Origin of the sequence: Collinsella aerofaciens ATCC 25986, assembly GCF_964259375.1 — a bacterium.
GTDB lineage: Bacteria > Actinomycetota > Coriobacteriia > Coriobacteriales > Coriobacteriaceae > Collinsella > Collinsella aerofaciens_BO.
This window is the reverse complement of sequence record NZ_CAXVJM010000002.1, coordinates 129,870-154,596: the sequence shown is the minus strand read 5'-3', so window position 1 is coordinate 154,596 and position 24,727 is coordinate 129,870. Positions and strand designations below refer to the sequence as shown.

Sequence of the window (24,727 nt, the reverse complement as noted above, 5' to 3'; positions counted from 1 at the left end):
TTTAAGCCTCCAGCTCAATCTTCGTGGGGTTCTGGGCAGCGTGCGGATGCTCGGCACCAGCGTAGACCTTAAGCTTGGTCATCTGGGCACGGCCGAGGGTGGTCTTGGGCAGCATGCCGCGAACGGCGCGCTCGATGACCTTCTCCGGGTGCTTCTCCATAGCCTGGCGGAAGCTCTCAGCCTTGAGGCCGCCGTTGTAGCCGCTGTGGCGATAATAGGTCTTCGTGTCGGCCTTGTTACCGGTAAGCTGGACCTTATCGGCGTTGATGACGACAACGAAGTCGCCGCAGTCGCTGTTGGGCGTGAACTGGGGCTTGTTCTTACCGCGCAGGATCATTGCGATCTGGGTGGCAAGACGGCCCAAGACAGCACCATCGGCGTCGACGAGAACCCAGTTGCGCTGGACCTCGCCCTGCTTGGCGTAGTGAGTCGATTTCGAAATCACTTAGACTCCTCCATGTACAGTACGTGTTGTTACAGAGATTCACGGGGCTCTGCAAGTAACCCGTCCATATTACCCCGCTCGCCGCCCGAGTCAACAGGTATTTTGGCTCCGACCAGAGTTTCTGCACATGTCGTCCATGGGTCATGACGTCGCGACGCTAGCGCTCGACAAACGCCTCGATATCTCCCAGCAAGCGCTTTGCCTCCTGGCGACCCTGAATATACAGGTCGAGGAGCTTTGCCGGATCGTGTTCGACATGGCCGACCTCGACCGGCTTTTGCGGAGCAACGACCAGCGCGCGGCCCTCGCGCTCATACTTCCACAGATGCATGCGCTGGATGTTATAGCGGTCGTGGCGCGTCTCGATAGCCTCGAGCAGGTAGGGGTAGTCGGCATAGCGGGCGCGTGCGGCGGGCATAAACTCGTAGGGCTTTTTCTCGTAGGAGCGGTCCTGCGTAACGATGACGACCGCACGATCGAAGCCCGCCTCCTCCAGCACATGCTCGATAGGAACCGAATCGGCCACGCCGCCGTCGACGTATTTGTGCCCGTCAATCTCGACCGGCGGCGTCACCAGCGGCAACGAGGTCGATGCGCGCACGGCATCGAGATCGAGCACGGCGCTTTTGACCGGCAGGTACGTGGCGGTTCCAAAGAGCATGTCCGTCGCGACGGCGTACATCTCGATGGGGCTCGCATCGAACGTCTCGTTGTCAAAGGGATCCAGGCGGTCCTGGACATCATTGAAGATAAAGTCGTAACCCACAATGGAGCCCGTGGACGCAAACGATGCGGCGCCCATGAAGCGGCTGTCGTTGCAGAAAGCCAGGTTGATGCGGTTGGCACGGCCGATCTGGTGCGACTTGTAGTTCACGCCGTTGAGGGCGCCAGCCGATACACCGTAGACAGCCGGAATCTCGACGCCAGCCTCCATGAGGACGTCGAGCACGCCCGCGGTAAACTGCCCGCGAAAACTTCCGCCCTCCAAAACGAGCGCGACCTTGCCGGCGTTCTTTGCCTTATCTTCTGCAGTCATATTGACCTCCTGCGATTGCGTTTTGGCTTTCTTCTACCCAGTTTTGGAATGGAGGGCGCATAGGTTTTGGAGTTGAGGAGATGGAGCGGAAAGTGCGTCCCAGTTTGAGACGGGATTCCGGGATGCGCTTTCCGCTTGGACCGCCGTTGGGAAAGCGCGTCCCGTTCTGAGCGCGGATTCCGGGATGAACTTTCCGCCAGCCATTCATATGGAAATTGCATCCCATTCCGAATGAGGATTCCGGGATGCGGTTTCCGCTTGATGTGCCATCCGGAAACTACGTCCCAGTCTGAGTGCGGATTCCGAGACGTACTTTCCGCCTGGGCCGTCATTGGGAAAGCGCGTCCCACCCTGCGTTGCCGTAGCGTTTGCTTAACGCCCGCGCCCTGCATAGAGTTCGATTCTCCGCGGTTTGGGGAATCCGTTGATGGGTTGAGGCCGGGGCAAGACGCCCGATCGACATCGCATTGATATCTGGCTGGGGCATTGCGCGGAGAATCCGCGTATTTGCTCCGCAAATACGCACCGGCTTCGGCCGCCTGCCGGCGTCCTCGCCCGCGGGCTAAAAACGCTCACGCGTTTTCTTTACGCCCGCGCCCTGCATAGAGTTCGATTCTCCGCGGTACGGACTAGAAATAAAAAGGCAGGTAGATACGAATATCTACCTGCCTGTTACTAATGGTGGAGGCGCGGAGAATCGAACTCCGGTCCACGAAAGCCCCCTGATTGGCATCTCCAAGCTCAGTCGCTGGTTTTGTCTCGGACGCTTTGCGCGCAGCGACACGCTCGCGGCGTCCTAACCGGTTCGGTCTTAGCCTGCGCCATACCGATTACGTGCGCAGGAGCATTCCCCTAAAATGACGTCGCGCCGGTGTCGGGGAAATCACCGGGTTGACGCGCCGCTATAAACTAAGCAGCGAGAGCCATAGGCTCAAAAGAAGAGTTGTTGTCAATTCAATTTGACGGTACCCCTGTTTAACGAGGCGAGGAGACCTCGGCTTGCTTCCTCTCTCAGAGCTATCGTGTCGAAACCAGTCGCCCCCGAATGTCGGGAAAGTCTGGATGGCATTGGGCACGAGTACCCAACACCCGTCGACTTTTCAAGGAACATACGGGGCGAGCCCCGCTTGTGGAGTGTTATCTTACCACGTTCTGAAAGCGGACAGCTGTTCTATGCACGAGCTGTGAAGACCCCAATGTGCGCCGCACTTCGCACTTTTGTTACCGATCGCGTCACGTATATTTTCGCCAAGCACAATTGACCCTTCGAAAGGACCGTTATGGATACCAAGCAGCAACTCGTCAATGCCCTCGCAGGCCTGGGCTCAACCATTACCGAAGCTATGGATGTCATCGAGGGCTTTGTCCCCTGCGGACATCCCGCCCTCACGGTATCGAACGCACTCGTCGCGCTGGACGCTGACGATGACGCCGCTCTCGCCCAGCAGCTTGAGACCGTCGAGGGCTTTATCGACCACGTGAGTGAGAACCGCGGTGTGTCCGCCTACCACAACATCGAGGTCGAGCTCGCGGGTCCCAAAGCCGACTTGCTCGCAGCAATCCGCGAGGTAGGCGCCCTTATGCAGACCGCAGGCGTCAAGAACACCCAGGTCAACGAGTGGGTCTACCGCAGCTTAGCCGCGCTCGGCAGCTCCGACGAAAAGGCAGCCGAGCAGCTCGCCGAAAGTCCCGCCATCAAGGCCGAGCTTTTGTAAATAGCAGGCGCGGGCCCCTTGGCGCATCGTCGTCCAAGAGGCCCGCAAACAGTTCGCGTCAGCCGATAGCCGCGCCGCCGCGTTCGGCCAAAGCAAGAATCGGCATCATTTGGCGCGGGGTCTTTGCTGCAAGATCGGCATGTTCGAGCAGCTTGCGATCGTTGGTCACCAAGTAATCAACCTGGGCACGTTTGCATGCGGCGAGTACCAAGTTGTCCTCGTAATCGCGATGGAGCGCTAAGTATTTGTCGGCCAGCCAAAGGTCCGACGCATCTGCACCCACGGCCGTGGCGTTTTCGGTCACATTCCGAACAAACGCCAACGCCGCATCGCCAATTGCACGGGCAGATGCCTCGTCGAGCGCTCCCCCGCTGGCAAGAACGCTACGCTTCAGCTCGTGTTGGACAACGTACAGTACGTCCTTGGCGATATGCACCGGGAAGAACAGCAACGCCCCCGTCTCCGTCGCCTGCCCAATAAACGCACGCGCGGCAAGCGACTCGGCATGGTCGACGCAAAACGAATCGACCCATACGTTGGCGTCTACCATGATCTTGAGAGGCGCCCCACTCACTGGATCATCCCCTTTTGGCGATAATGCTCATCCATGGCTTCGGAATAGATTGTGTCCCAATCGAGATCGTCGGATACGGGCGACGTAGCGATGCCCAGGTCCGCGTAAAGCTGATCCGCCGCCGCCCATGATGCGGCGAACGGAGTATCGGGCGCGACGGTCTGCTGCCGGTCGTCGACGGCCGCAAGCACTTCCTCGCACTGCCCGCCACCCTGCGCGACCTTGGCCACCACCTTTTTGATGAGCTCGGGCAGTGACCCGCCCGAAAGCCGCAGCACCTCCTCGGCACGGTTCTTGACCTGGCGATCTACGCGAACGTTCACCTGCGCCATGCCGCTAACAGCACCCACGTCGATCCCGCTCCCTTCAATTGCTATCACTGCTAGCAACACTATATAGAGAAGCTAGCAAATAATCAAATGCAAAAGGCCTGCGCCCAGACGACACCGATGCCGTCCGGGCGCAGGCCAGATAACGTGGGCGAACGCGCCTGCTAATGCAGGTAAGCCTTCGCGTTGCTCAGGCTGTAGGCAATCGTCGAGCCATTGTGCAGCAGTGACGACATCTGCGGGGTAATCGCGCCGGTAATGCCCAGTGCCAAGAGTGCTGAGTTGGTGAGCATCACCTTAGAGTAGGAGCTCGTCAGACGATCAATAAGCCCCTGGCTCATGCGGCGCAGGCGCACGATCGCGGCGAGATCCGTATCAGTCAGGATGATATCGGCGACCTCCTTGGCGATGTCGCTTCCGCCACCCATTGCCAGCCCCACGTCGGCCAAACCGAGCGCCGGCGAATCGTTGACGCCGTCGCCCACCATGGCAACATGGCACCCCTCGCCCTTAATGCGCTCCACATAGGCGTACTTGTCCTCGGGCAGCAGCTCGGCCTTAAACTCGTCGACACCCGCCTCGCGCGCAATGCGCTCGGCCGTGCGCTCGGAATCGCCCGTGAGCATAACGACATGCTTGACGCCCAGCGCATGCAGGTCGGCGATGGCCTCACAGACCCCGGGCTTGAGCGGATCCTCGATTCCGAGCACGCCGACGACCGTGCCGTCGACCGCCAGGTACAGCGGCGACAGGCCCTGCATCTGGGACTCGATGCGCTCCTTGATGTCGGATTCGAGCTGTGCGCCCTCGTCCTCAAATACAAAGTGCGCGGAACCGATGATGGCGCGACGCCCTTCGATGGACGAAGCGATGCCGTGCGCCACGATGTACTCGACGGCAGCATGGCGCTCGCGGTGCTCGAGCCCGCGCTCACGTGCCGCATTGACCACGGCGCGCGCCACCGGATGCGGGAAATGCTCCTCCAAGCAAGCGGAAAGGCGCAGGACCTCGTCCTTGCTCCAGCCATCGGTCGTCAGCACGCAGGCAAGACGCGGCTGCGCCTCGGTGAGCGTGCCGGTCTTATCAAACACAATGGTGTCGGCCTTGGCAAACGACTCAAAGTACTTGGCGCCCTTGACCATCACGCCCATCTTGGCGGCATCGCTCATGGCGGTCATGACGGCGACCGAACCCGTGAGCTTGAGCGCGCACGAGTAGTCGACCATCAGTGCCGCGGAGGTCTTGATGAGACTGCGCGTGGTGAGCGCAACCAGGCCCGCGAGCAGGAAGTTCCACGGAACGATCTTGTTGGCGAGGTCCTCCATGTGCGACTGACCCTCGGACTTGAGCGAGTCGGCCGTCTGCACGAGCGAGACGATCGAACGCAGCTTGGTCTGAGCCGTATTGGCGCGCACGCGCACCAAGATGCTACCGTCTTCCACGACGGTTCCGGCGAACACATCATCGCCCACGCTGCGTTCGACGGCCAGCGGCTCGCCGGTCAGGGTCGCTTGGTTGACCATAGCGCTTCCCTGCTCGACGACACCGTCGATGCAGACGGACATGCCAGTGCGCACGGCGACCAGATCGCCGGGCTCGAGCTCGGTGGCGGCAACGCTTACCTCGGTGTCACCGACCACTTTTTGCGCCTTATCGGGCACGTCGAGCAGCGAGTTGATGAGCTCGTTTTCGCTCATGGCACGCGTGTAGTCCTCGAGCAATTCGCCCACATTGAGCAGGAACATCGTCTGGCCCGCGGTATCGACGTCGCGTTTGACAAACGAGATACCAATGGCCGAAGCATCGAGCACGGGAACGGTCAGGCGCGGCTGCGCGAGCTCACGGAGGGCAGCACGCAAAAATGCCATGTAACCGGCCACGACAAACACCGCACGCAGAGGCGTCGGCAAGAACCAGCGGCGCGCGTAGTGGGCGCCGATAAGTGTGGCAAGATCCATGACGAGCTTGTGCTTGCGCGGCTCAAGCTGCATCACGTAACCCGTCTTTGCGTCGGCAATGGCCTGAGCGTCGAGCGCGCCGACGGCGGCCAGCACGGCATCGCGGCGCGGCTCGTCGTATTCGAGCGCCATCTGGCCGATGCGACCGTAGACGCGCACCTTGCGCACGCCATCGATTTCGTCGCTGAGCTTTAGAAGCGCATCGAGATCGCTCTCTGGCACAGGACCCGCCAACTGGAGGCGGGTCCTGCCGGGGATCTCGCTGATAATCGAGAATCTCATAGTTTGTGCCTGGGAGCGCTACTCGGCTGCGTTGTCCGCGGCGGCCTCGCTCTGGGTGATGTAAGCAGCCTCGGCAACCATGTCGTCGACATTAGCCTTGGCCTGCTCGACCATGTCCTGGTAGCCGTTCTTGATGCGCATGCCGCACGCGATACCCTGCACGCAGGCGTTCTTTACCGGAGCGCTGGTGAGCAGCTTGATGCCGGCCGTGCCGAGCAGAAAACCGCCACCGACAAGCAGGGTGTTGAACGTGGACTTCTTCATGATGTCTCTCCCTTTTCCGCAACAACTGCGGCACGGTGCCTTAGCACCCGAGTAAATAAGTTTGCTCGAGCACACTTTTGGTAATTAGTTTAGTTTATCTAACTATTAAGGTCAACAACGGTTAACTTTTTGGAAATCCTAGAGTGCGATGTGACCAAGGGACAGTCTCTTTGTCACCCGCACAAAAATGGGCGCGCCAACGGCGTGCCCATTCACTCGATTTCATTCAGCCCCACCTGACCCGAACGGCCGAGTCGTCTGGCCGGGGAAGCCCCGAGTCGCCGGGGTGTTTGCTCCAAATGAGTTCCGCATGCAAAGAAGGCCACTAAATGTGGCCTTCGTCTTGCATAGGACTGTTTGAAATTTGGAGGAAATACCCCGGCGACTCGGGGCTTCCCCGGCCTCGCAGCTACGAGAGCGACGTTCTCAGCAACTCGTTGAAGAGCTTCGGGTTGCCCTTGCCGCGGCTTGCCTTCATGCACTGGCCCACCAGAAAGCCGATGACCTTCTGGTTGCCGTCACGATACTGCTGCGCCTGATCGGCACAGTTTGCCAGCACCTCGTCCACGATCGGCTGCAGCGCGCCGGCATCGCTCACCTGGCGCATACCGCGCTCGTCGACGATCTTGTTGGGGTCGTCGCCGGTCTGAGCCATGGCCTCAAAGACTTCGTGCGCCTGGTTGGAGCTAATGGCATCGGTCGCCAGCAGCTTGGCAAGCGCTGCCACCTGAGTCGGCGCAATGCCGGACTCACTCAACGACACGCCCGCGCCCTTAAGGTGGGCGATCATCTCGTTGACCAGCAGGTTTGCGACCGTCTGGGCCTCCTTGCCAGCCATGCCGGCAGCGGCGGCCTCAAAGAAGTCGGCAAACTCCGGGTCGCCGGCAATCTGCTCGGCGTCGGCCGCCTTAATGCCAAAGTCGGCCTCAAAACGGGCGCGCTTAGCATCGGGCAGCTCGGGGATCTCGCCTCGGCAGCGGTCGATAAACTCGTCGTCCAGATCGAACGGCGCCAGGTCGGGATCGGGGAACAGACGATAGTCGTCGGCCGTCTCCTTGACGCGCATGACCACGGTGCGCTTGCGGCTGGGCTCCCAGTGGCGGGTCTCTTGATAGATAATGCCGCCCTCCTCAAGCACCTCGGCCTGACGGCAAATCTCGTAGGCAAGGCCGTCGTGCAGGCTCTTAAACGAGTTGAGGTTCTTGAGCTCGGTCTTGGTGCCCAGCTTGGTCTCGCCGCGGCGGCGCAGCGACACGTTGCCGTCGCAGCGCATGGAACCCTTCTCCATGGAGCAGTCCGAAATGCCCAGCGTCACAAAAATGCGGCGGAGCTTCTCCATAAACAGGCGAGCCTCCTCGGGCGTGCGCAGGTCGGGCTCGGTCACGAGCTCAATCAAAGGCGTGCCACAGCGGTTGTAGTCGACGAGCGACTCGGCAGCAGCGGTAATGCGGCCCTCGGCACCGCCCACGTGCACCATCTTGGCGGCGTCCTCCTCCATGTGGATGCGCAGGATGCGGATGGGCACCGTGTAGGAACCGTCCTCGCGGCGCTCGGGCATCTGCAGGCTGGACGCGTCATAACTGGCCAGATGGCCGGCGCGCTGGTTGCCCTCGCGCATGGTCGAGGACATGGACGTGGACAGGCCCTCGGCGTTGGCCGAAGCGCTCGCCAGGCTCTGGGCCTCGTCCTCACCAAACGCGCAGTCGGGGCGCTCGGCGGCACCGCGACCGGTGACGTCCAGGTCCAGGTGACCGTACATGGCAAAGGCGACCGGACCCTGCGTGGTCTGGAAGTTCTTGGCCATATCGGGATAGAAGTAGTGCTTGCGGTAGAACATCGAGTGGCGCTGGATCTCGCAGTTGGTGGCGAGACCGGCCTTGACGATGCTCTCGATGGCGCGCTTGTTGGGCACCGGCAGGGCGCCGGGCAGGCCCAGGCACACCGGGCACACGTTGGCGTTGGGCTCGTCATCGTGGCTGAGCTTGCAGTTGCAGAACATCTTGGTATCGAGTGCGGTGAGCTCGGTATGGATCTCCAGGCCGATCACGGCCTCCCAATCCTGCAGGACCTCGGAAAGCTCCTTCATTACAGCTCGCCTCCCTTCCCGGCAAAATCGGGCGCGACGGAAAGCGCGGGCGCACCCGTGGCGGCATCGGCTAAGCCGCGCTCCAAGGCGCGGGCAAACGTGAGCAGCTGACGGTCCTTAAAGGCCGGACCCACCAGCTGGGCAGAAACGGGCAGCTTGCTGTCCTCGCCCAAGCCCAGCGGCACCGAGATACCGCCGTTGCCGCAGATGTTGAGCGAGATGGTGTACAGGTCGGAGAGGTACATCTGCGTGGGGTCGCTAATCTCGCCAAACTTAAAGGCCGTGCGAGGCGAGGCGGGCATAAGGATGGTGTCCACCTTGGCATACGCGGCGTCGTAGTCCTGCGTGATGAGCGTGCGGGCCTTTTGCGCGGCGTAGTAGTACTTGTCGTACACGCCCGAGCTCAGCAGGTAGGCACCGAGCATCTGACGGCGCTTGGCCTCGGCGCCAAAGCCGTGGGCGCGCGACAGCGAGCTCTGATCGGACAGGTTGGCGCAGCCCTCCTCCTGATAGCCATAGCGAATGCCGTCGAAGCGGGCCAGGTTGGAGAACGCCTCGGCCGGGCCGATGACGTAGTAGGCGGCGATGGCGGCGTCCAGGTGCGGCAGGTCGACCTCGACCAGTTCGGCGCCCTGGTTCTGCAGCTCCTGGGCGGCGCGCTGAACAGCGGCCTTGACCTCGGGCGTCAGGCCCTCGGCCTCCATAAACGCGGGGATGATGCCCACGCGCTTACCCTCGATGCTGTCGTTGAGATGCTCGGTAAAGTCGACGGTGCAATCCTGGCTGGTGCAGTCGTACGGATCGTGGCCCGCGCCGGTAAGCGCGTTCATGGCCAGCGCGACATCCTCGACCGTGCGGCCAAAGGGACCCACCTGGTCGAGCGACGAGCCAAAGGCAACCACGCCGTAACGGCTCACGGCACCATACGTGGGCTTAAAGCCCACCACGCCGCACAGCGACGCCGGCTGACGAATGGAGCCACCGGTGTCCGAGCCCAGCGAGAGCGCGACCTCGCCCGCGGCGACGGCGGCAGCGGAACCGCCCGAAGAGCCGCCGGGCACGCGCTCGGTATCCCAGGGGTTGTTGGTGCGGTGGAACGCCGAGCTCTCGGTGGAGCTGCCAAAGGCAAACTCGTCCATGTTGGCCTTGCCCATGGGCAGGCAGCCGGCATTGAGCATGCGCTGGACGCAGGTGGCGGTGTAGACGCTCTGGTAGTCCTCGAGCATGCGGGAAGCGCAGGTGGTGCGCGTGCCCACAAGGTTCATGTTGTCCTTAATGGCCAGCGGCACGCCCGCGAGCGGGGGCAGCGGCTTGCCTGCGGCACGGTCGGCATCCACGCGCGCGGCGGCCTCGAGCGCAAGCTCGGGCGCCACCTGCAGGAATGCCTGGACCCCGCCCTCGCGCGCCTCGATGGCGGCAAGGGAGGCCTTGGCCACCTCGGTAGCGGTAAAGTCGCCGGCGGCAACGCCCGCGGCGATCTGGGCGGCGGTAAGGGAATCGAAGCTCTGCGCCATTACTCGCTCTCCCCCTCTCCCAAAATGGACGGCACGCGGAAGTAGCGGTCGCGCGCGCTGCCGGCGTTCTCGAGCGCGACGTCGAGCGGCAGGTCGCGCTCGGGCTCGCGCAGGTCATCGCCCATCACGTTGGACAGGCTTCCGATGGGATGGAACGTGGGCTCCACGTCGGGCAAGTCATATTGCAAGACGGGCTCGAGCATCTGGACGGCATCGTTCATGTAGGACGTCATCTGGGTGAGCTCGTCATCGGTCAGTGCGATCTTTGCGTACTCGGCGATGCCGCGCACGTCTTTCTCGCTGAGTGCCATAGGCGCTCCCTTCCGCATAACAGTTAAACCGCTCTAGTATACAAGGCAACGCCGCTTGGAGCAGGTGCTTTACCCAAATGCAGCGAAAACGTAACGAGGATGCCTGTCCCCATTGCGGTGGTTCTGGAGAATGTCTTATGCCGAGGCCTTGGCCTTGCGGCGCTTGCGGATCGCGTGGATCACGATGTCCAGCAGCAACAGCACAATGGCTACGACCACGATGAGCACGGCAAACTCGCGCTTGCCCCAGTGGCGGCTGGCCAGCGACTTTTGCTTGTCGACGTCCTTCTTGCTGTACTTGGTGCGCACGCAATGCACCAGCAGACGATGGTCGTTCACGCCGTAGGGCGTACAGGTGACGAGCGTCACCTTGTCGGCGCCGGGCTCGATGGTCAGCGACTCCATCTCCTCGGGCAGCACCACCTCGGAGTCCACCATCTTATAGGCGAGCGTCTTGTTCATGGTGTGCAGCAGCACCAGGTCGCCGGGCTCCAGCGAGTGGATGTCGTCGAACATGCTCAGGTTGCGCATGCCCGAGTGCGCGGTGAGCACGCAATGCGTCGAGGTACCGCCCACCGGTAGGCTCGTGCCCTCCAGGTGGCCGACGCCCGCCATGAGGACTTCTTCGCTCGTGCCGTGGTAGATGGGCATGCTCACGTCGATGGAGGGGATCTCGACCCAGCTCATCATGGGGTCGCGGTCGAAGATAAGCTGCTGGTCGTAGGGCTCGATCTGGTCGGCGGGGAGCTCGGTAGCCTCGCCCGCCAGCTGCTCGTTAAAGGAGCGCGCCTGGAGCAGGATGCGCTCGCGCTCCTCTTCCGACAGCGCGTCCACGGTGCTGGACACGGTGCTGATCTGGTTGAACACGCCCGAGGCTTCGAGCCGGTCCAAGATCCACGGCCAGGTCATAAGGCCCACGCCAATAAGGATGATAACGATGGTGATGAGCCGGTCGGCCCAGCGCGGCAACCGCTTGCGACGGCGTTTGGGTTTTGGTTGAGGTTTGGGCTGGGGGTTTGAGCCGCCGTTGGCCGCGGCGTTATTGCTCTTCATATGTTTGGCGCCCTGCACCATCGCCGGTCACTCCTCTACAACTCAAGTTGTCTAAACAAATAATAGCCGATTAGCGAGCTCCCGCGCCAGACAACGCAGCCTGGCAGCATTGCGCAGCGCGAGTATGGGCCCGCATTTGCGTTTTCAGAATGTCCCGGATCGGCGGGGCGATTCGGGATACAATGTCAATAGGAAACGACGCATCCCGCGTAAGTGTACGAGAGCGCGGGCGGCCTAGTTTTCTGGTTTTGTTAAATGCCCGGGCCGCTAACCCCGGGCATTCTTATTTGCGCTTGTTGCGGCGCAAATGCCTTCTACCGTCCGCACCGCGCGTGCGCCTACGGACCTTAAACCGAACCTCATACGAGTCAAGAAACGCGATGACGAACGTGCCCACCGCCGCGAGGGCGGCGAGCGCGTTAAGGAATTTCAGCATTTGGGGACCTCCGATCGAGTCGTCGGCCGCCCGCGCACGGAATGCGTCGCAAAGCCATTTTACTGCGAGTTTATGCACCCACAGCTGGTAAACGCAATAATTGCAAACATCTGTTCGATAGTCATACGCTCGATCCATCGGGCAATGGAACCTGGCTGCGTTATCCAAAAAAACGGGGCAAACTCCAGTGCGGAGTCTGCCCCGAAAAGAGAATGGCAAAGCAAGAACGTGGCTGGACGAGAAAAGTGTCCGCAAGTCTCATGGCCATCACATCCCACCTGCCAAAGGGATGGGTGGGCGAGCGTTACTCCTGCTCGGACTCCTCAGCCTGCTTACGGCTGCGGATGAGGTGCGCCACACCGATGCACAGCACCGCGCCACCAGCGATCCAAGTGAAGGTCACGCCGTTAAGACCGGTGAGGGGAAGGCCAGAGCCCTTCTTGTTCTTGATGGTGACTGGGATCTTGGTCGAATCGATGCTCGCGTTCGTCTTTTCCGAATCGACCATATTGGAGGTATCGGAAACAGTGAGCCCCGTCAGATTGCCAGCAGTATCGTAGTCCGGCTTCACCGTAATCTGGAAGGGAGCGATGGTGTTGTAGCCCGAAGGAGTGGTCGTCTCGGTAATCTCATACGTACCGGCATCAAGACCGGGGATGAAGACCTTACCGGTATCGGCTTTCGTCATGAACTCATGAGCATGTTCACTATCGACAATTTCGCCGTTTGCGCCAAGCCACTTGTCTTTCAAAGTGTCCTCGTCGCCTTCAACAACTCGAACCTTAAAGCCCGCTTGGAGTTTCTCATCTCCCTTGAGCGGATCACCTGTGCCCTCGTCCACCTTGGTAACATCAAAACCGAAGACGTAGTCCGTCACGACCTTGGTCTCGGATTTGCCGGTGCCTCCGGCCATGGGGTTATTGGAGTACTCGAGATAGACCTCGTTTTTATTACCATTACCGGTAGCTTCATAGCTAGCCTTGCTATTGAGTTTGGCCTTGTAAAAGACAACGATCTTAGTCTCTGCGCCGATATTAAGCGCCTCGTCGGCATTAGCCGCAGTAGCCGACTTCAACCCCTTTTCCTTATCAAAATTCACCGTCAGAACATTATTGCTCTCAGTAGGCTCAACCAAGGTATAGCTATTCGGGCTAATCTTGGTATAGCCCCCGTTATTCAGCGCATAAACCTCGAGCGAGTCATCAACATAAGTAAGGCCCTGCGAAAGGGTATCCGTAAACTTGTATGCATAGGAATCATACGTGGCATAGTTGTCAGCAATCGAGCCGGTGAGCTTATAGCTTACTTCCTGACCCACCTGGGAGTCAGCAACATTACTCCACCCCTTTTGAGCGGTGTAGCCGTCTTTGCTCTCCTTAACGTTAAGGACCTCCTTATTGATCGTCGGGATGCTGGTCTTCTCGGTAACGGTCACGGGGTTGCCGCCAACGATGGCAAAGATCGGGGAGGTGCCAGTGCTCGGCTTGGTCGCATCGAGATCGCTGGTCACAAACAGGTAGTAGCCGCTACCACTCTGGGCGCTGAAAGTCCAGGCATCAACGGTATCGTCACCATCCACAGCCGTCGCATGGTCCTTTACAGCATTCGCGACTGCGTAGAGGACATTGTCGGTCGCGAGCCGAGTCCCCTCGCTCGACCCGTCAGCCGACCCAGCGGTAGTGGAGCCCGCGTGCGCCATGAGAAAGTCGGCGACCTCCTGAGCCGTGGGATTCCCGGACAACTGCTTATCTTCAGCCAAGCCGTTATAGCCAGTCCAATTATTCTTGATGGCGTTGACAACTGTCGCTCCGAGTTCGTCATTCGCCCACGTGATGTCCTGAGCGGTCTTGCCTTTTGCAGTGTCAGTAACCTTGGCCTTAAAGATCTGATACGCCTTGTACTTGACGTTCTTGTTGCCGGCAATCTTGTTGATGGTGATGCTATTGGTCGTAGTAGTCGCACCCTCAGCAAACGCCATCGTGACCGGAGCCATAACCCCGCCGAAGCTCAACGCCGCTGTGAGGCCTGCGGTTACTGCCAGGCGTGCGATGTTCTTGTTCATGCTCATCTTCTTTTCCTCTACTTTCCGTTTGATTCCCATTCGATCGGTCATCATCTGTCTGTTTCTAAGCATCTGCTTCGTTACGTCTCGCCCCGCTCTCTGTGGGGCTGCCAGCTACTCTTTATGGCTGCCACCTCCCCGCTTGACCAGGAGCGCGACCACGATGAGCGCAGCTCCGGCGACCGCTGCGGCGGCCGCGGCGTACATTGCCATATCGCCAGTCGAGGGCATAAAGCCTCCGGTGAAGATGCTAGGGGGCGTGCCGGTGGGCGTGTTGATGAGCGACGCCTCCAGGCTGCCCGTCGACCCGTCCGCGCTGTCGGCGCGCAGGGGCGACTCGGCCGTGATGGTGAGCTTGGGCTTGGCGGCGGCCACCTGGTCGACGTCCAGGCCCTCGGCCTTGACCGTCACGGAGCGCGTGCCCTCAAAGGCGGTGTAGCCCTTGGGCGCCTTGAGCTCGCGGACCTCCAGCTTGCCCGAGTCCACGCCCGAGACGGTCACGCGGCCGTCCTCGCCCGTGGTGACGGTGGCCTTGCCCTCCGCATCCCACGTGCCGTCGGCCGCCAGTGTGCGACCGCGGTCATCGGCGATACTCAGGACCGCCCCGGCAAGCGGCTTGTCGCCGTCGCTGCCGCGCTTGGTGAGCGCGAGATCCCAGGTGTAGGCGCACGCGTCATCGCTCGGCGTGCGGGTAAAGCCGGCGTCGCCGGACTGGTCGGCAAAGGGAGAGCGCGGGTAGCGCAGGTAGACCTCGTTGGGGTTGCCCTTCGCGATGCCGTGGTTGCATGCGCTGTTGAGCGGCGCGTTGTACACGGCGACCACGCGGGCGCCCGCGGTGAAGGCGTCGGCCCCGCCGAGCGCGGCAATCAGGTCGCCGGTGCGCACGGTGAAGGTCTTGCCGTCGGCCGCTACCTTGGTGGCGCACTGGGCCGTGATATCGGTCCAGCCCTTCGCGGGCTCGGTGTCGACATGCCCGTCCTTGCCGGCCGAGACGGCGCCGAAGCCACCGTCCGCGCCCGCCGCCACGTACACGCGCATGCTCGCGGCGACCTTGGAGGGGTCGAGCCCCGCGCTCATGGTGTCGACGAACTGCACCGCATAGGTGTCGTAGGCGGTGAGCCCCGCGGGAACCGTGGCAGAGAGGCGCCAGTACAGGTCGTCGGCGACCGTGGCGTCGGCGGCCTTCTGCCATGCGGCGGTGCTGTCCTCCAGCACGTGCTTGGACACCTTAGGCGTCGCTGCCTTGGGCTTGACGGTGACGGCGCCGCCGCCCACCAGGGCCATGATCGGCGCGGTGCCGGCCTCGCCCTGGGCGATGGCGTCGTCGTCGGCGACGATGAGCCAGTAGCCACAGGGCAGCTCGGCCGCCCTGCCCGCGTTAAGGGCCACGGACACGGCACCAGAGCTCTGGAGGGAACGAGCGAGCTGTGCGCTCAGCGCGCTCGTAAGGTGGGAATCGGTGTTGAGCCACTCGGCAGCTTCCTGCGCGGTGGTCTGGGAATTGGGCATGCCGGCGCTGTGCAGCACGGGCAGGACGGCGTCGCGCACGGCGTCACTTGCCCAGGCGAGGTCGGTGGCGATTTTAGCGTCGTTGTCGCCATCGATGACGTTGGCGTCAAAGATCTGGTAGGCGTCGTAGCTGCTCGCCACGGTGCCGCTCACCGTGATGGAACCGGTCGAGGTCGGCGCGGCCTGCGCGGATGCGGGGAACACAACCGCGCAGGTGCCGATCACGAGGGCAAGCAGCGCAAACAAGATCGGGAAGGAGCAAACTTTCTTATTCACGACGCTCACCTCCCTTCGCATTCGCCTTGCGACGAATGTGCATCCAGGCCGCAGCAGCGCAAAGCACCGCCGCGCCGGCAAGGTACGTCAGCGTGACGCCCGACATACCAGAAAGGGGCAAAGAGGTGGAGTAGGTGTTGGTGAAGGTGGGGGTGGAGGTGGGGGTTGAGTTTGCGTTTCCGTTGGCGTCGACCTCGTAGTAGGCCGGCGTGCAGGTCAGATGTCCTTCGCCGTCATCCGTTGCCGTCACCACAACCTTGAAGGTCTTGGTGTCGTTGGTATAGCCCTTGTGGCTGGTGCCTTCGCCGGCGTCAGCAGCACATTCACAAATGTAATAAATGAATGTTGCCTTACCGTCGTTGAAGTCGCTGACTTTGAGTGGTCCAATCTTCTGCTCGGCGAACGTCACCGTCTGCAAGTTGTTCGAGTCATCAGCGGTACTCTTTGTATCAAGCACCGTTTTCTTGCTGCCATCCATGGTATATAGCTCGAACTTGAACTTCTTCATCTCGCCGCCATCGACCTTCTTGGTCACCTGAGGTGTCCAAGTGCCTGAAGTCTGGTAGGGCGCAAGTTCGTTCGTAAACGCAGGTTTGGAGCTGTTGCCGATTTTTACGGTCGAGATTGTATTGTCTTTCGGATCTACACTCCAGTTATAGAACTCAGGAGATTTACACTCGGTGAAGCCCGTTTCGCCTTCCCTTTTAACGGATACTGTGGAAGCGCTCTTATCAATTTCATAACGATTAATATTGATCCCCAAGAGGTTGGTCGTATTAACTGGTGTCGCACCAACCTTTATATGTATTTTGTAAATGGCCTTATCAAAGGTCGTGCCTTCCTCACTGATAGGGACTTCAACAAGGTAGAGGTCGTAATTGCCCGACTGGTAGTTCGCAGCCGTATCAATGACGATGTCTCCACTTTCATTAACGGTAACCTCGGACGTCGCCTCGCATCCGTTTGCGTTAAGTGAGCCGTCCGTATTCCAATACGGCTCCCCAGCTGAATCGGCGGCTTTACCCAACAGCTTGAACTTATAGCCGTGGCCCGTGAGGCCTTGCGGTTTGCCATCCTTCATGAGGACCTTGTTAGCCTTGACCTTGATTGCAGGATACACGTCCAGGGAAGTAACCTCACCGACGATGAGGTCGCCGTTGGTCATGATGCCGCCGCCGTGGGTGTAGGAATAGTTACCGCTGATGATGGTCGTAGCCGCTGTCTGCGCATCCCTTTTAGCCTGATCGGAAGGATGAGCCTCAAGGCCAAACATGTACTTAGCCTCGGCACCGCCGTTGGCATCGATGGTTATCTTCTTACCATCGCAGGTGCCCTGCCAGCCAGCTGAGCCGCCACCGAGCATCTTGCCAAGAACGACTGCAACCGTATTTTGGCTGTCGTTCTTGCGTACCAAGAAGAAATCCTTGTGGCCGAATTTTTTGAAGTCATCCGTGATGTATTGAGAATTTTTGTCCTGGTCCTTATCATGACCACCGGCAGAGAAGTGCTCACCGTGATCCGTATTGTTGTAGATTGCAGCACCATTTGAGTGCGAAACGACTGTTTCGCCCGTAGGGCAGGCACCGATGCCACCACCCCAGCCGCCGGCCTCATTATCAGTAATCAGCGTCCTTACGATGTTAAGCTTGCCGCCCTTTTGGACAAAGACGCCACCGCCGCCCCAGTCGCCACCACGATTCTGACCCGTCATCGTTTTGTTGTTCGTAATGTAAATCTTGCTGTTCTCACCAGCGCAAATTGTTGCATTCGTGCCAACATTGTCGCCACCTTCGCCGCCTGCGACACGTAGACCGCCGCCCTCGGCGTTATCGGATTCGTTGCCGGCAATCGTGCCGCCAGTCATTTCAAAGCTAATGTTCTTGCCGTTGTTCTTACTGTAGAAACCTGCGTAGACGCCGCCGCCAGCCTCACGGGAATAGTTAGCCGTAACGAAACCACTCGTTATGCTGAGCTTGCCACCGTGTGTGCATGCAATGCCGCCGCCACCGAGCAGACCATTGTTGAAAAGATTACTGTCAGTGATACGATCGTCAGCTCGGTTGTTTGTTATACAGGCAGAGCCGCTAATGGTAACGTTTGCGCCCTTGGTATAAACACCGCCACCGTAGCCACCGTCGCCGGTGTCGTCACCATTGCTGATGGGATTTCCATACGTAGCGTTGCCAGAGATAATTCCGCCTGCAAGATTCAGGGTGGCTCCAAAGTTAGCAAAGACGCCGCCGCCAGCAGCCGCCTTGTTTCCCGCAACCACACCGCCTGTCATTTCGAGCTTGGGATTCGCGCCCGCTATGCACAGGCCACCGCCCCAGCCACCGCCGTTGCCGTTGGTGACGTAACCGCCCGCGATTTTGACCGTACCCTCGGAATAAATCACATGGCCGTCGGGGCTCAGGTTGGCAGCCGTGGTAATCATGCCGCCCTTGAGATCGAGCGTGCAGCCCGCTTCAACGTTGACCACATACTTTACGGAACCGCTGTCCGACGCCGCATCGATAGCGCCAAAGCCTGTAACGACATGCCTGTACGTAGTCTCGGTGGTGCCAAGTCCATCTGTCTTGGGCGTGCTCTTAGTCTCATAGTAAGTAAGACTCTTAGGAGTGCCCTTATTAGAGCTGCTTCCCTTTTCCCACTCCATACTCGCAAGCTGGCCCGCCGGCGTATTGGCCGTATCGACCGAACTTGGTGCATCTATTGTTGTTTGGCCTAAATCCTCGATAGTGAGCGTGGCTCCGTTTTCGACCACAAAGAAGGAGTCTAAGCCGCCAGAACGGTTACAGAGCATGTTGCCGTTAAGATCGATGGTGGTGTCTTTGCTGATAGCGATCTGCTTATCCGAATAGGCATAATCCGTCAGTCGGAACTTACCGCCATTGGTAAACACCTCAGCAACATCGCCGCTTACCTCGGTATAGCCATCGGCACTGACGGGAGCGATAGCGTTTTCATCGTTATTATCATCATCCGCAGGCTGTGCGTCGGAAGGCTGCGTGTCACCCTCGACCTTCGCGTCGTCGGACGGCAGGCCTGCGGCAGCGGCGTCTTCGCTCGCGCCATTCTCGGCATCGTCGCTATTCTGGTTTTCGGTATCACCGTTGTTGGTGTTGTCCACACCAGTAGACTCACTTGAGGAATCCCCCGTCACAGTTTCTTCAGTAGAAACCGTCTGGGCATCGTTGGCAATGGCCTGCGAGATCGGAGGCATGACGAGCGACAGCACCAGGCTCAAAACGGAGGCTCCGCACAAAACGCCTGCCAGTACACGGCGCGTCGCTTTATTACTCTGCTTAGATTTGTCTGAATTTGCTTTCATCGATGTCTCCTCCTCAAGAGACCGCGATCTTGCTCTTTCACTATCAAACGTATCTGCGCAATCTGTAATTGCGCACGTTTAGTGTACATATTGTAACGATTGTTTAGACATCTGAGCAACAAAACCGACATTTTTGTAGCGGATTCTCAATTCTCTTGACATTTGCTCAGATTTACCTTCGTTTATTCGCTATCTATTATTTGTTTCTACTGGTAATTTAGCTGCACATCATTTTTTAATGGCATTAGATTTATTTGCACAAATTTTTGCTCAAGAGCAGACATCCCGCTCACGGTCGAAAATCGACCGTGAGCAGTAGGTCATTAACCGGAAGGAATATCCTTCCAAACTGATGAGAATATCTTTAACCCATCGGTGGTTAGAAGCGTAATGCTCCGACAACCATATTTGAATTTGCGCTCAGATTTTCGGTATCAATTCGCCTAAATCGCCTGAGGCCACCACAAAGGCACCTGCCCCCTTTGTGGTGATTCTGCCCCAGCGCTACAGCAGATGCTCCTCGATAAAGATCGCGATGCCGTCTTTGTCGTTGCTGGCGGTTACAAAATCGGCGGCGGAGCGGGTGGCGTCGCTGCCGTTTGCCATAGCCACACCCACGCCGGCATCGGCCACCATGCAGGCGTCGTTATCGGCATCGCCAAACACACAGACGCCCTGGAGCTCCATGTCGTTGAGCTCCGCCACGCGCACAAGGCCACGCGTCTTGGACACGCGCGGATCCATGAACTCGTAGAGCCGCTGCGTGGTCTGCAGAGCCGCCGCCTTAACAGTGTCATCGGCAAACGTCGATGCCCGCTCAATCACCCGCGGCATTACCTCGGGCGCCATGGTAAACATCACCTTGGGCTGCGGCTCGCGCAAGAACTCGGCAAAATCGACCACTTGGTAGGGCACGCCGTCGACGCGCGACAGGTGCTCGACGCACGCGTTGCTCTCGGGCACGTAGAACACGCCGTCTCGGGGGCAGACGGGCGTTGCTGGCAGGCCCGCCATGTGCTTGCAGATGCGCGCGATGGTCTCGCCCGGCAGCGGATAGCTCAGCTCGTTGATGTCGTGCGCGCGGTCGATGACCTCGGCGCCACCGCAGCCCACGAGCACGTCCACCAGGCCTTCGATGCCCCAGAGCTCGTACATGGCCTCGGTCGCGTGGGCGTCACGCCCGGTGCACAGGCCAAAGAGCACACCGCGCTCGCGCAGGGCGCGGATCGCCGCCACGGTGCGCGGGGACACCGTGTGCTGGCTCGTGAGCAGTGTGCCGTCGATATCGCAGAACACGGCTTTAATGTGGCTGAAGGTGGTGTCCATGGGAGGCCTTTCTGGGTTGTGCTGCGGTGTGAGGTGTATTCGCAAGCGGCGTACATGGTATACCAAGGCGCGCACGGGGCGCTTTGGTGCAAAACCACCACAAAGGTGCCTGGCCCCTTTGTAGTGGCCGGACCCGCAGGATGGCCTGGCCGGGGCGCAAACCATCACAACATTCGATGTTTTTCGGCTAAATCGCGATTTTCATCGAATGTTGTGATGGGTTTTACTGCCTTACGGCACGATCAAAATGCCGGCGTCCAAACAACAGCAACGCCGCGGGAACCGCCGTCACGACCATACCCGCCCCTACGAGCGTCTGCTGCACGCCAAATGTCGCCGCCAGCCACGGGGCAATCGCCAGCGGCGCCACGCCGGCGAACATATTGCCAAAGCCCATGACCGAGTTGACGCGACCGAGCTGCTCGAGCGGGGCCGTCGTTTGCACGATCGTGTTGTGGAGCGGGTTGACGACGCCCCACGCCACGCCCAGGACAATCTGGCCGACGAGGGCTACACACACGTACGGTGTTCCCACATAGAGCAAACTTCCCAGGCCCACGGACATAAGCGCCACGAGCAGCGTTTTAAGGTTGACCAAGTGCGGCGACAAGCGGAGCGCGAGGACAGCACCCAGCACCGCGCCGACACCGCTGGCCGACGAGAGCCAGCCCATCCACTCAACACCGACGTGTAGGACATCGCGGTAAAAGAACGACTCCAGCGGATCGAAGGCTCCGTAGCCAAAGTTCGAAAGAAAAATGATGCAGAAAAGTAGCGCGAGGACGCTGTTGGTGAAGACTGTCTTGATGCTGGCTGCGAAGGTGGCGCGGGCGGACGTGCTGGGGTCGGGGCTTTGTCCCGCACGCTTCCCTTCCTCTGCCGAATCGGCATCCGCATCCCCGGCGACATGGCTGGTCTGCGGCCTAAAGCCCCAACCGGCAATAAGCGCCAGCACGGTAAAGAGCATCATGAGCACAAACACCACGCGCGACGACGCAGCAGCCGCGACAAAGCCGCCAAGCGTGGGGCCAACGATGATACTCACGTTTGAGAGCATGGCAATGGCGGAGTTGATGTCTTTGAGCTCGACGGGGTCATTGGTGAGATAGGCCGGATAGGACGTGGCAATGGGCTGAGCGAATCCCATCGTAAAGCCTAGGAACACCGCGCCGAGCAGGACGACGCCGGTCGCGCTGCCAAAGGCGAGGATTGCCGCGCCGGTTGCCAACGTGGCGACGATGCTCAGCAAGAAATGACGGCGCGGGCCCCAGGCGTCGAGCGCCGCGCCACCCGCAAAGGATCCCAAGATCACGAATACGTTCATAAAAAGGACGGCCAGCGATGTCGCCACAACCGAGGCATCGTCTGCATAGGTGAGCGTTCCGATGACACCGATAAAATAACTGGTCTGAAAGCCGGTATATATGAGGAAGCGCATTGCCACCAGGTGCTTAGCCTGCGCGGACAGCGATGATTGAGGCTTTGAGAAAAGAGAGGCGAGCATGGAGACTCCTTGTTTCATACGAATGCGGACGGCGGGCATTCGCCACCGTCTGTCAAATCAATCTATCCGCATGAAACATTAAGGACGCATCAAGCCCCTTCTCTCCGTTTTTCGCCCGTCATGAACTACTTGGTAGATTGTAAGGCATGCCCCACACATCTACCAAAGCAAAACCACCACAAAGGTGCCTGGCCCCTTTGTGGTGGAAATGACGTTTGCCCAGGTAAAACCTGCCAAAATAAACCTGTCCCCTTTTGGCAGGTTTTAGGCCAGATGATCTTGGATAAGATCGCAGATGGCTCGGGCGTCGTTGATGTTGATGGCTCGGGTCGCAAAGCCAGCGTCGAAGGCCTGGCGCGCCAGGGCCTCGTTGCAGGCAAGCGCCAGCGTGCGACCGTCAACCAGGTCGAGCGAGCTCTTACCGCGCAGACGGTCGACACCGGAGCGCGCGACCACGATGTTGTCGAAGCCCTCGGTCTTGTAACCCTCGATGATCACCACGTCGACATCGTTGTAGCGTGACAGCAACTCGCGCGCGGGCATCTCGTCCTCCTCGCGCGTGTCGGCGTACTCCGCCCAGCGCGTGGCGCAGATGAGCCCCACGTGCTTGGATCCGGCCTGGTGATGGCGCCACGTATCCTTAGCGGGCACATCAATATCAAAGCCGTGATGTCCATGATGTTTGAGCGAACCCACGCGCAGGCCGCGGCGGGTGAGCTCGGCGATAACCTTCTCGACGAGCGTGGTCTTGCCCGAGTTTTGGTAGCCGATAAACGCGATCGCGGGGACGGCCGGAGCTGCGGGCGCGATGGCGACGGGTGCGCTCGCGGGTGCGTCGGCCGCGGCACCCACGGCTTCGACAGCAGCAGTCTGACGCTCTGCGCGGTCCCACACGCCCGAGCGGCCGCCTTCCTTGTGCAGAAGACGCACGTCGACAATCTCCATGCCGCGATCGACGGCCTTGCACATGTCATAGATCGTAAGACATGCGGCACTCGCGCCGGTCAGGGCCTCCATCTCGATACCTGTCTTGCCCGTCACGCCGGCCGTAACCAGCACGTGAAAACCAACCTGCCCGTCCGTGCGCGCCGGCACCCAGCCCTCGGGCACGTCCTCGACAGGCGTCCCCGCCGGAGCGATGGGCACAATGTCGCACTTGCTCTTGGTAATGAGCAATGGATGGCACATGGGGATGATGTCGCTCGTGCGTTTGATGGCCATGATGCCCGCCACGCGCGCGCAGGCAAGCACGTCGCCCTTCTTGGCGCGGTCCTGCAGCACCATGGCTTGCGTCTCGGGGTGCATGAGGATGGTGCCCTCGGCGATGGCGATGCGATGGGTCTCGGCCTTGTCGGACACGTCGACCATGCGAACCTCGCCCTTGGCGTCCACGTGCGTCAGCTCGTCGCGGCGGGCGTCGCGGGCGGGCTCGGCGGCAGTGCCAGCAGAGGGCTGTGCAGCCGCGGACTCGGCGGCGTTGCTGGCCGCAGCCGTGGCTTTATGGGCAGACATCGCGGCCCTGCGAGCGGCCTTGGTGGCATCGGCGTACCTGCTCTTGGCCATATGATCATCCTCCGATTTGGGACATAAATCGTTGCGTGCCCTCAATTATCGCGTGTTCCTGCGGTTTGTGGGCCACGGCATCGCGCCAAATCGAAAGTACCTGCATATCATCACCACGGCGCAGCGCCTCACGCACCGAATACTCGGCATCGCTGAACAGGCACGGACGCACGTTTCCATCGGCCGTCAGGCGCAGACGGTTGCAATTCGCGCAAAAATGGTTGGACATGGCGCTGATGAAGCCGACCGTTCCCGCCGCACCCGGAAAGTGCCAGTAGCGCGCAGGGCCCGCGCCGGCAGGAGCGTCGTTGATGTCGAGCGGCTCGAGCTCGCCCAGTCCCGTCGCGGCGGCCCCGGCATTGATGCGCGCCCGCAGCTCGTCGCTCGGCACGGTATCGCTCGCGTCCCACAGCTCGGGATTGAGCGCGGGCGCATGCGGGTCCACAGCGCAATGCGAGCTCGTGTGTTCGTCGCCAATGGGCATGTATTCGATAAAGCGCAGATGGATGGGGCGGTCGAGCGTGAGCCGCGCGAGGGCCGCCACATCTTGGTTGAGCCGGCGCACCACAACACAGTTGACCTTAACGGGCTCAAAGCCCCAAGCCAGCGCCGCGTCGATGCCGGCCATGGTCTGCTCGAGCCGGCCCAAGCGCGTGATCTTTCCAAAGAGCGTAGGGTCGAGTGTGTCGAGCGAAATGTTGACGCGGTTAAGCCCGGCATCTTTGAGCTGCGGCGCCAGCTTGGGCAGCAGAGCGCCATTGGTGGTGAGCGAGATGTCCTCGATCTGCGGAATCGCGCGGATGTCGCGAATGAGCGGAATGATACGGCGGCTGACCAGCGGCTCGCCGCCCGTCAGGCGCACGCGGCGAATGCCCTCCCCCGCCACCAGGCGCACAAAGCGGGCGATCTCCTCGGCGCTGAGCAGCTCGTCGTGCGCGCGGGGTGCCACGCCATCGGCCGGCATGCAGTAAATGCAGCGGAAATTGCACTTGTCGGTAACGGCAATGCGCAAGTAGTTGATATCGCGGCCAAAGCCGTCATGTTGCACGTGCCCGTCCACGCAGCCCTCCCCTCACGCGGCGTTTTATTCTTCGGAAAACATAATACCCCACGCGAGAATCATGCCGACACCCGTACGACAGGACAGGTCGCT

Annotated in this window: 18 protein-coding genes and 1 other RNA gene; 1 reads left to right on the top strand and 18 read right to left on the bottom strand. The window is 60.3% G+C overall.

The window, feature by feature from the left end:
* Position 1 precedes the first annotated feature (1 nt).
* The 3 genes from rplM to ssrA form a co-directional block, all read right to left on the bottom strand.
* A complete protein-coding gene (gene rplM / locus ACEXKH_RS01625) occupies positions 2–445 on the bottom strand; it encodes a 50S ribosomal protein L13 (protein WP_022094635.1) in 444 nt (147 codons plus the stop codon).
* 157 nt (positions 446–602) lie between these two features.
* Positions 603–1,481 carry a patatin-like phospholipase family protein gene (locus tag ACEXKH_RS01620; protein ID WP_271757604.1) on the bottom strand — a complete coding sequence of 293 codons (879 nt, stop codon included), beginning with the start codon at positions 1,479–1,481 and terminating at the stop codon, positions 603–605.
* Between the two features lie 679 nt (positions 1,482–2,160).
* Positions 2,161–2,524: a transfer-messenger RNA gene (gene ssrA / locus ACEXKH_RS01615) on the bottom strand.
* Positions 2,525–2,761: 237 nt separating this feature from the next.
* On the opposite strand from ssrA, the gene ACEXKH_RS01610 reads away from it, so the two are divergent.
* Complete coding sequence (locus tag ACEXKH_RS01610) at positions 2,762–3,196, top strand: hypothetical protein (RefSeq protein WP_373572838.1); 435 nt, start codon at positions 2,762–2,764, stop codon at positions 3,194–3,196.
* Between the two features lie 58 nt (positions 3,197–3,254).
* Here ACEXKH_RS01610 and ACEXKH_RS01605 read toward each other — a convergent pair whose 3' ends face one another.
* From ACEXKH_RS01605 to moaA, 15 genes are all read right to left on the bottom strand, one after another.
* A complete protein-coding gene (locus tag ACEXKH_RS01605; RefSeq protein WP_373572837.1) occupies positions 3,255–3,770 on the bottom strand; it encodes a type II toxin-antitoxin system VapC family toxin in 516 nt (171 codons plus the stop codon).
* Entirely contained in the window at positions 3,767–4,120 is a 354-nt protein-coding gene (locus ACEXKH_RS01600; RefSeq protein ID WP_373572836.1) for a hypothetical protein, read from the bottom strand. The genes ACEXKH_RS01605 and ACEXKH_RS01600 overlap by 4 nt, the downstream gene beginning before the upstream one ends.
* A gap of 143 nt (positions 4,121–4,263) precedes the next feature.
* The gene (locus tag ACEXKH_RS01595) at positions 4,264–6,279 is read right to left on the bottom strand and encodes a heavy metal translocating P-type ATPase (RefSeq protein WP_373572835.1); all 2,016 of its coding nucleotides are present in this window, start codon (positions 6,277–6,279) and stop codon (positions 4,264–4,266) included.
* A gap of 78 nt (positions 6,280–6,357) precedes the next feature.
* Positions 6,358–6,603 (bottom strand): DUF6110 family protein, encoded by a 246-nt coding sequence (locus ACEXKH_RS01590; RefSeq protein ID WP_035136895.1) that lies wholly within the window; start codon positions 6,601–6,603, stop codon positions 6,358–6,360.
* A 409-nt stretch (positions 6,604–7,012) separates the two neighbouring features.
* The gene (gene gatB, locus ACEXKH_RS01585) at positions 7,013–8,689 is read right to left on the bottom strand and encodes an Asp-tRNA(Asn)/Glu-tRNA(Gln) amidotransferase subunit GatB (protein ID WP_373572834.1); all 1,677 of its coding nucleotides are present in this window, start codon (positions 8,687–8,689) and stop codon (positions 7,013–7,015) included.
* A complete protein-coding gene (gene gatA, locus ACEXKH_RS01580) occupies positions 8,689–10,203 on the bottom strand; it encodes an Asp-tRNA(Asn)/Glu-tRNA(Gln) amidotransferase subunit GatA (RefSeq protein ID WP_373572833.1) in 1,515 nt (504 codons plus the stop codon). The genes gatB and gatA overlap by 1 nt, the downstream gene beginning before the upstream one ends.
* Positions 10,203–10,514 carry an Asp-tRNA(Asn)/Glu-tRNA(Gln) amidotransferase subunit GatC gene (gatC, locus tag ACEXKH_RS01575; RefSeq protein WP_055250987.1) on the bottom strand — a complete coding sequence of 104 codons (312 nt, stop codon included), beginning with the start codon at positions 10,512–10,514 and terminating at the stop codon, positions 10,203–10,205. The genes gatA and gatC overlap by 1 nt, the downstream gene beginning before the upstream one ends.
* 135 nt (positions 10,515–10,649) lie before the next feature.
* Positions 10,650–11,567 carry a class C sortase gene (locus tag ACEXKH_RS01570; protein ID WP_373572832.1) on the bottom strand — a complete coding sequence of 306 codons (918 nt, stop codon included), beginning with the start codon at positions 11,565–11,567 and terminating at the stop codon, positions 10,650–10,652.
* 740 nt (positions 11,568–12,307) lie between these two features.
* Positions 12,308–14,065: an isopeptide-forming domain-containing fimbrial protein gene (locus ACEXKH_RS01565; protein ID WP_373572831.1), complete on the bottom strand. Its 1,758-nt coding sequence runs from the start codon at positions 14,063–14,065 to the stop codon at positions 12,308–12,310.
* A gap of 114 nt (positions 14,066–14,179) precedes the next feature.
* Entirely contained in the window at positions 14,180–15,850 is a 1,671-nt protein-coding gene (locus ACEXKH_RS01560) for an isopeptide-forming domain-containing fimbrial protein (RefSeq protein WP_373572830.1), read from the bottom strand.
* A complete protein-coding gene (locus ACEXKH_RS01555) occupies positions 15,843–19,181 on the bottom strand; it encodes a Spy0128 family protein (RefSeq protein ID WP_373572829.1) in 3,339 nt (1,112 codons plus the stop codon). The genes ACEXKH_RS01560 and ACEXKH_RS01555 overlap by 8 nt, the downstream gene beginning before the upstream one ends.
* A 504-nt stretch (positions 19,182–19,685) precedes the next feature.
* Positions 19,686–20,507, bottom strand: coding sequence for an HAD family hydrolase (locus tag ACEXKH_RS01550; RefSeq protein ID WP_373572828.1), 822 nt, complete (start codon positions 20,505–20,507; stop codon positions 19,686–19,688).
* 223 nt (positions 20,508–20,730) lie between these two features.
* Entirely contained in the window at positions 20,731–22,011 is a 1,281-nt protein-coding gene (locus tag ACEXKH_RS01545) for an MFS transporter (protein WP_373572827.1), read from the bottom strand.
* A 264-nt stretch (positions 22,012–22,275) separates the two neighbouring features.
* Positions 22,276–23,574 (bottom strand): cyclic pyranopterin monophosphate synthase MoaC, encoded by a 1,299-nt coding sequence (moaC, locus tag ACEXKH_RS01540; protein WP_373572826.1) that lies wholly within the window; start codon positions 23,572–23,574, stop codon positions 22,276–22,278.
* 4 nt (positions 23,575–23,578) lie between these two features.
* Positions 23,579–24,634, bottom strand: a complete 1,056-nt coding sequence (moaA, locus tag ACEXKH_RS01535; protein WP_233541961.1) for a GTP 3',8-cyclase MoaA — start codon at positions 24,632–24,634, stop codon at positions 23,579–23,581.
* Positions 24,635–24,727: the final 93 nt, after the last annotated feature.

What these genes read in the sequence shown, in the direction of transcription:
- ACEXKH_RS01565 (WP_373572831.1), bottom strand. Translation starts at nt 14,065, where the DNA reads ATGAACAAGAACATCGCACGCCTGGCAGTAACCGCAGGCCTCACAGCG.
- gatB (WP_373572834.1), bottom strand. Translation starts at nt 8,689, where the DNA reads ATGAAGGAGCTTTCCGAGGTCCTGCAGGATTGGGAGGCCGTGATCGGC.
- ACEXKH_RS01570 (WP_373572832.1), bottom strand. Translation starts at nt 11,567, where the DNA reads ATGAAGAGCAATAACGCCGCGGCCAACGGCGGCTCAAACCCCCAGCCC.
- ACEXKH_RS01610 (WP_373572838.1), top strand. Translation starts at nt 2,762, where the DNA reads ATGGATACCAAGCAGCAACTCGTCAATGCCCTCGCAGGCCTGGGCTCA.
- ACEXKH_RS01545 (WP_373572827.1), bottom strand. Translation starts at nt 22,011, where the DNA reads ATGCTCGCCTCTCTTTTCTCAAAGCCTCAATCATCGCTGTCCGCGCAG.
- ACEXKH_RS01620 (WP_271757604.1), bottom strand. Translation starts at nt 1,481, where the DNA reads ATGACTGCAGAAGATAAGGCAAAGAACGCCGGCAAGGTCGCGCTCGTT.
- ACEXKH_RS01590 (WP_035136895.1), bottom strand. Translation starts at nt 6,603, where the DNA reads ATGAAGAAGTCCACGTTCAACACCCTGCTTGTCGGTGGCGGTTTTCTG.
- gatC (WP_055250987.1), bottom strand. Translation starts at nt 10,514, where the DNA reads ATGGCACTCAGCGAGAAAGACGTGCGCGGCATCGCCGAGTACGCAAAG.
- moaC (WP_373572826.1), bottom strand. Translation starts at nt 23,574, where the DNA reads ATGGCCAAGAGCAGGTACGCCGATGCCACCAAGGCCGCTCGCAGGGCC.
- ACEXKH_RS01550 (WP_373572828.1), bottom strand. Translation starts at nt 20,507, where the DNA reads ATGGACACCACCTTCAGCCACATTAAAGCCGTGTTCTGCGATATCGAC.
- gatA (WP_373572833.1), bottom strand. Translation starts at nt 10,203, where the DNA reads ATGGCGCAGAGCTTCGATTCCCTTACCGCCGCCCAGATCGCCGCGGGC.
- ACEXKH_RS01555 (WP_373572829.1), bottom strand. Translation starts at nt 19,181, where the DNA reads ATGAAAGCAAATTCAGACAAATCTAAGCAGAGTAATAAAGCGACGCGC.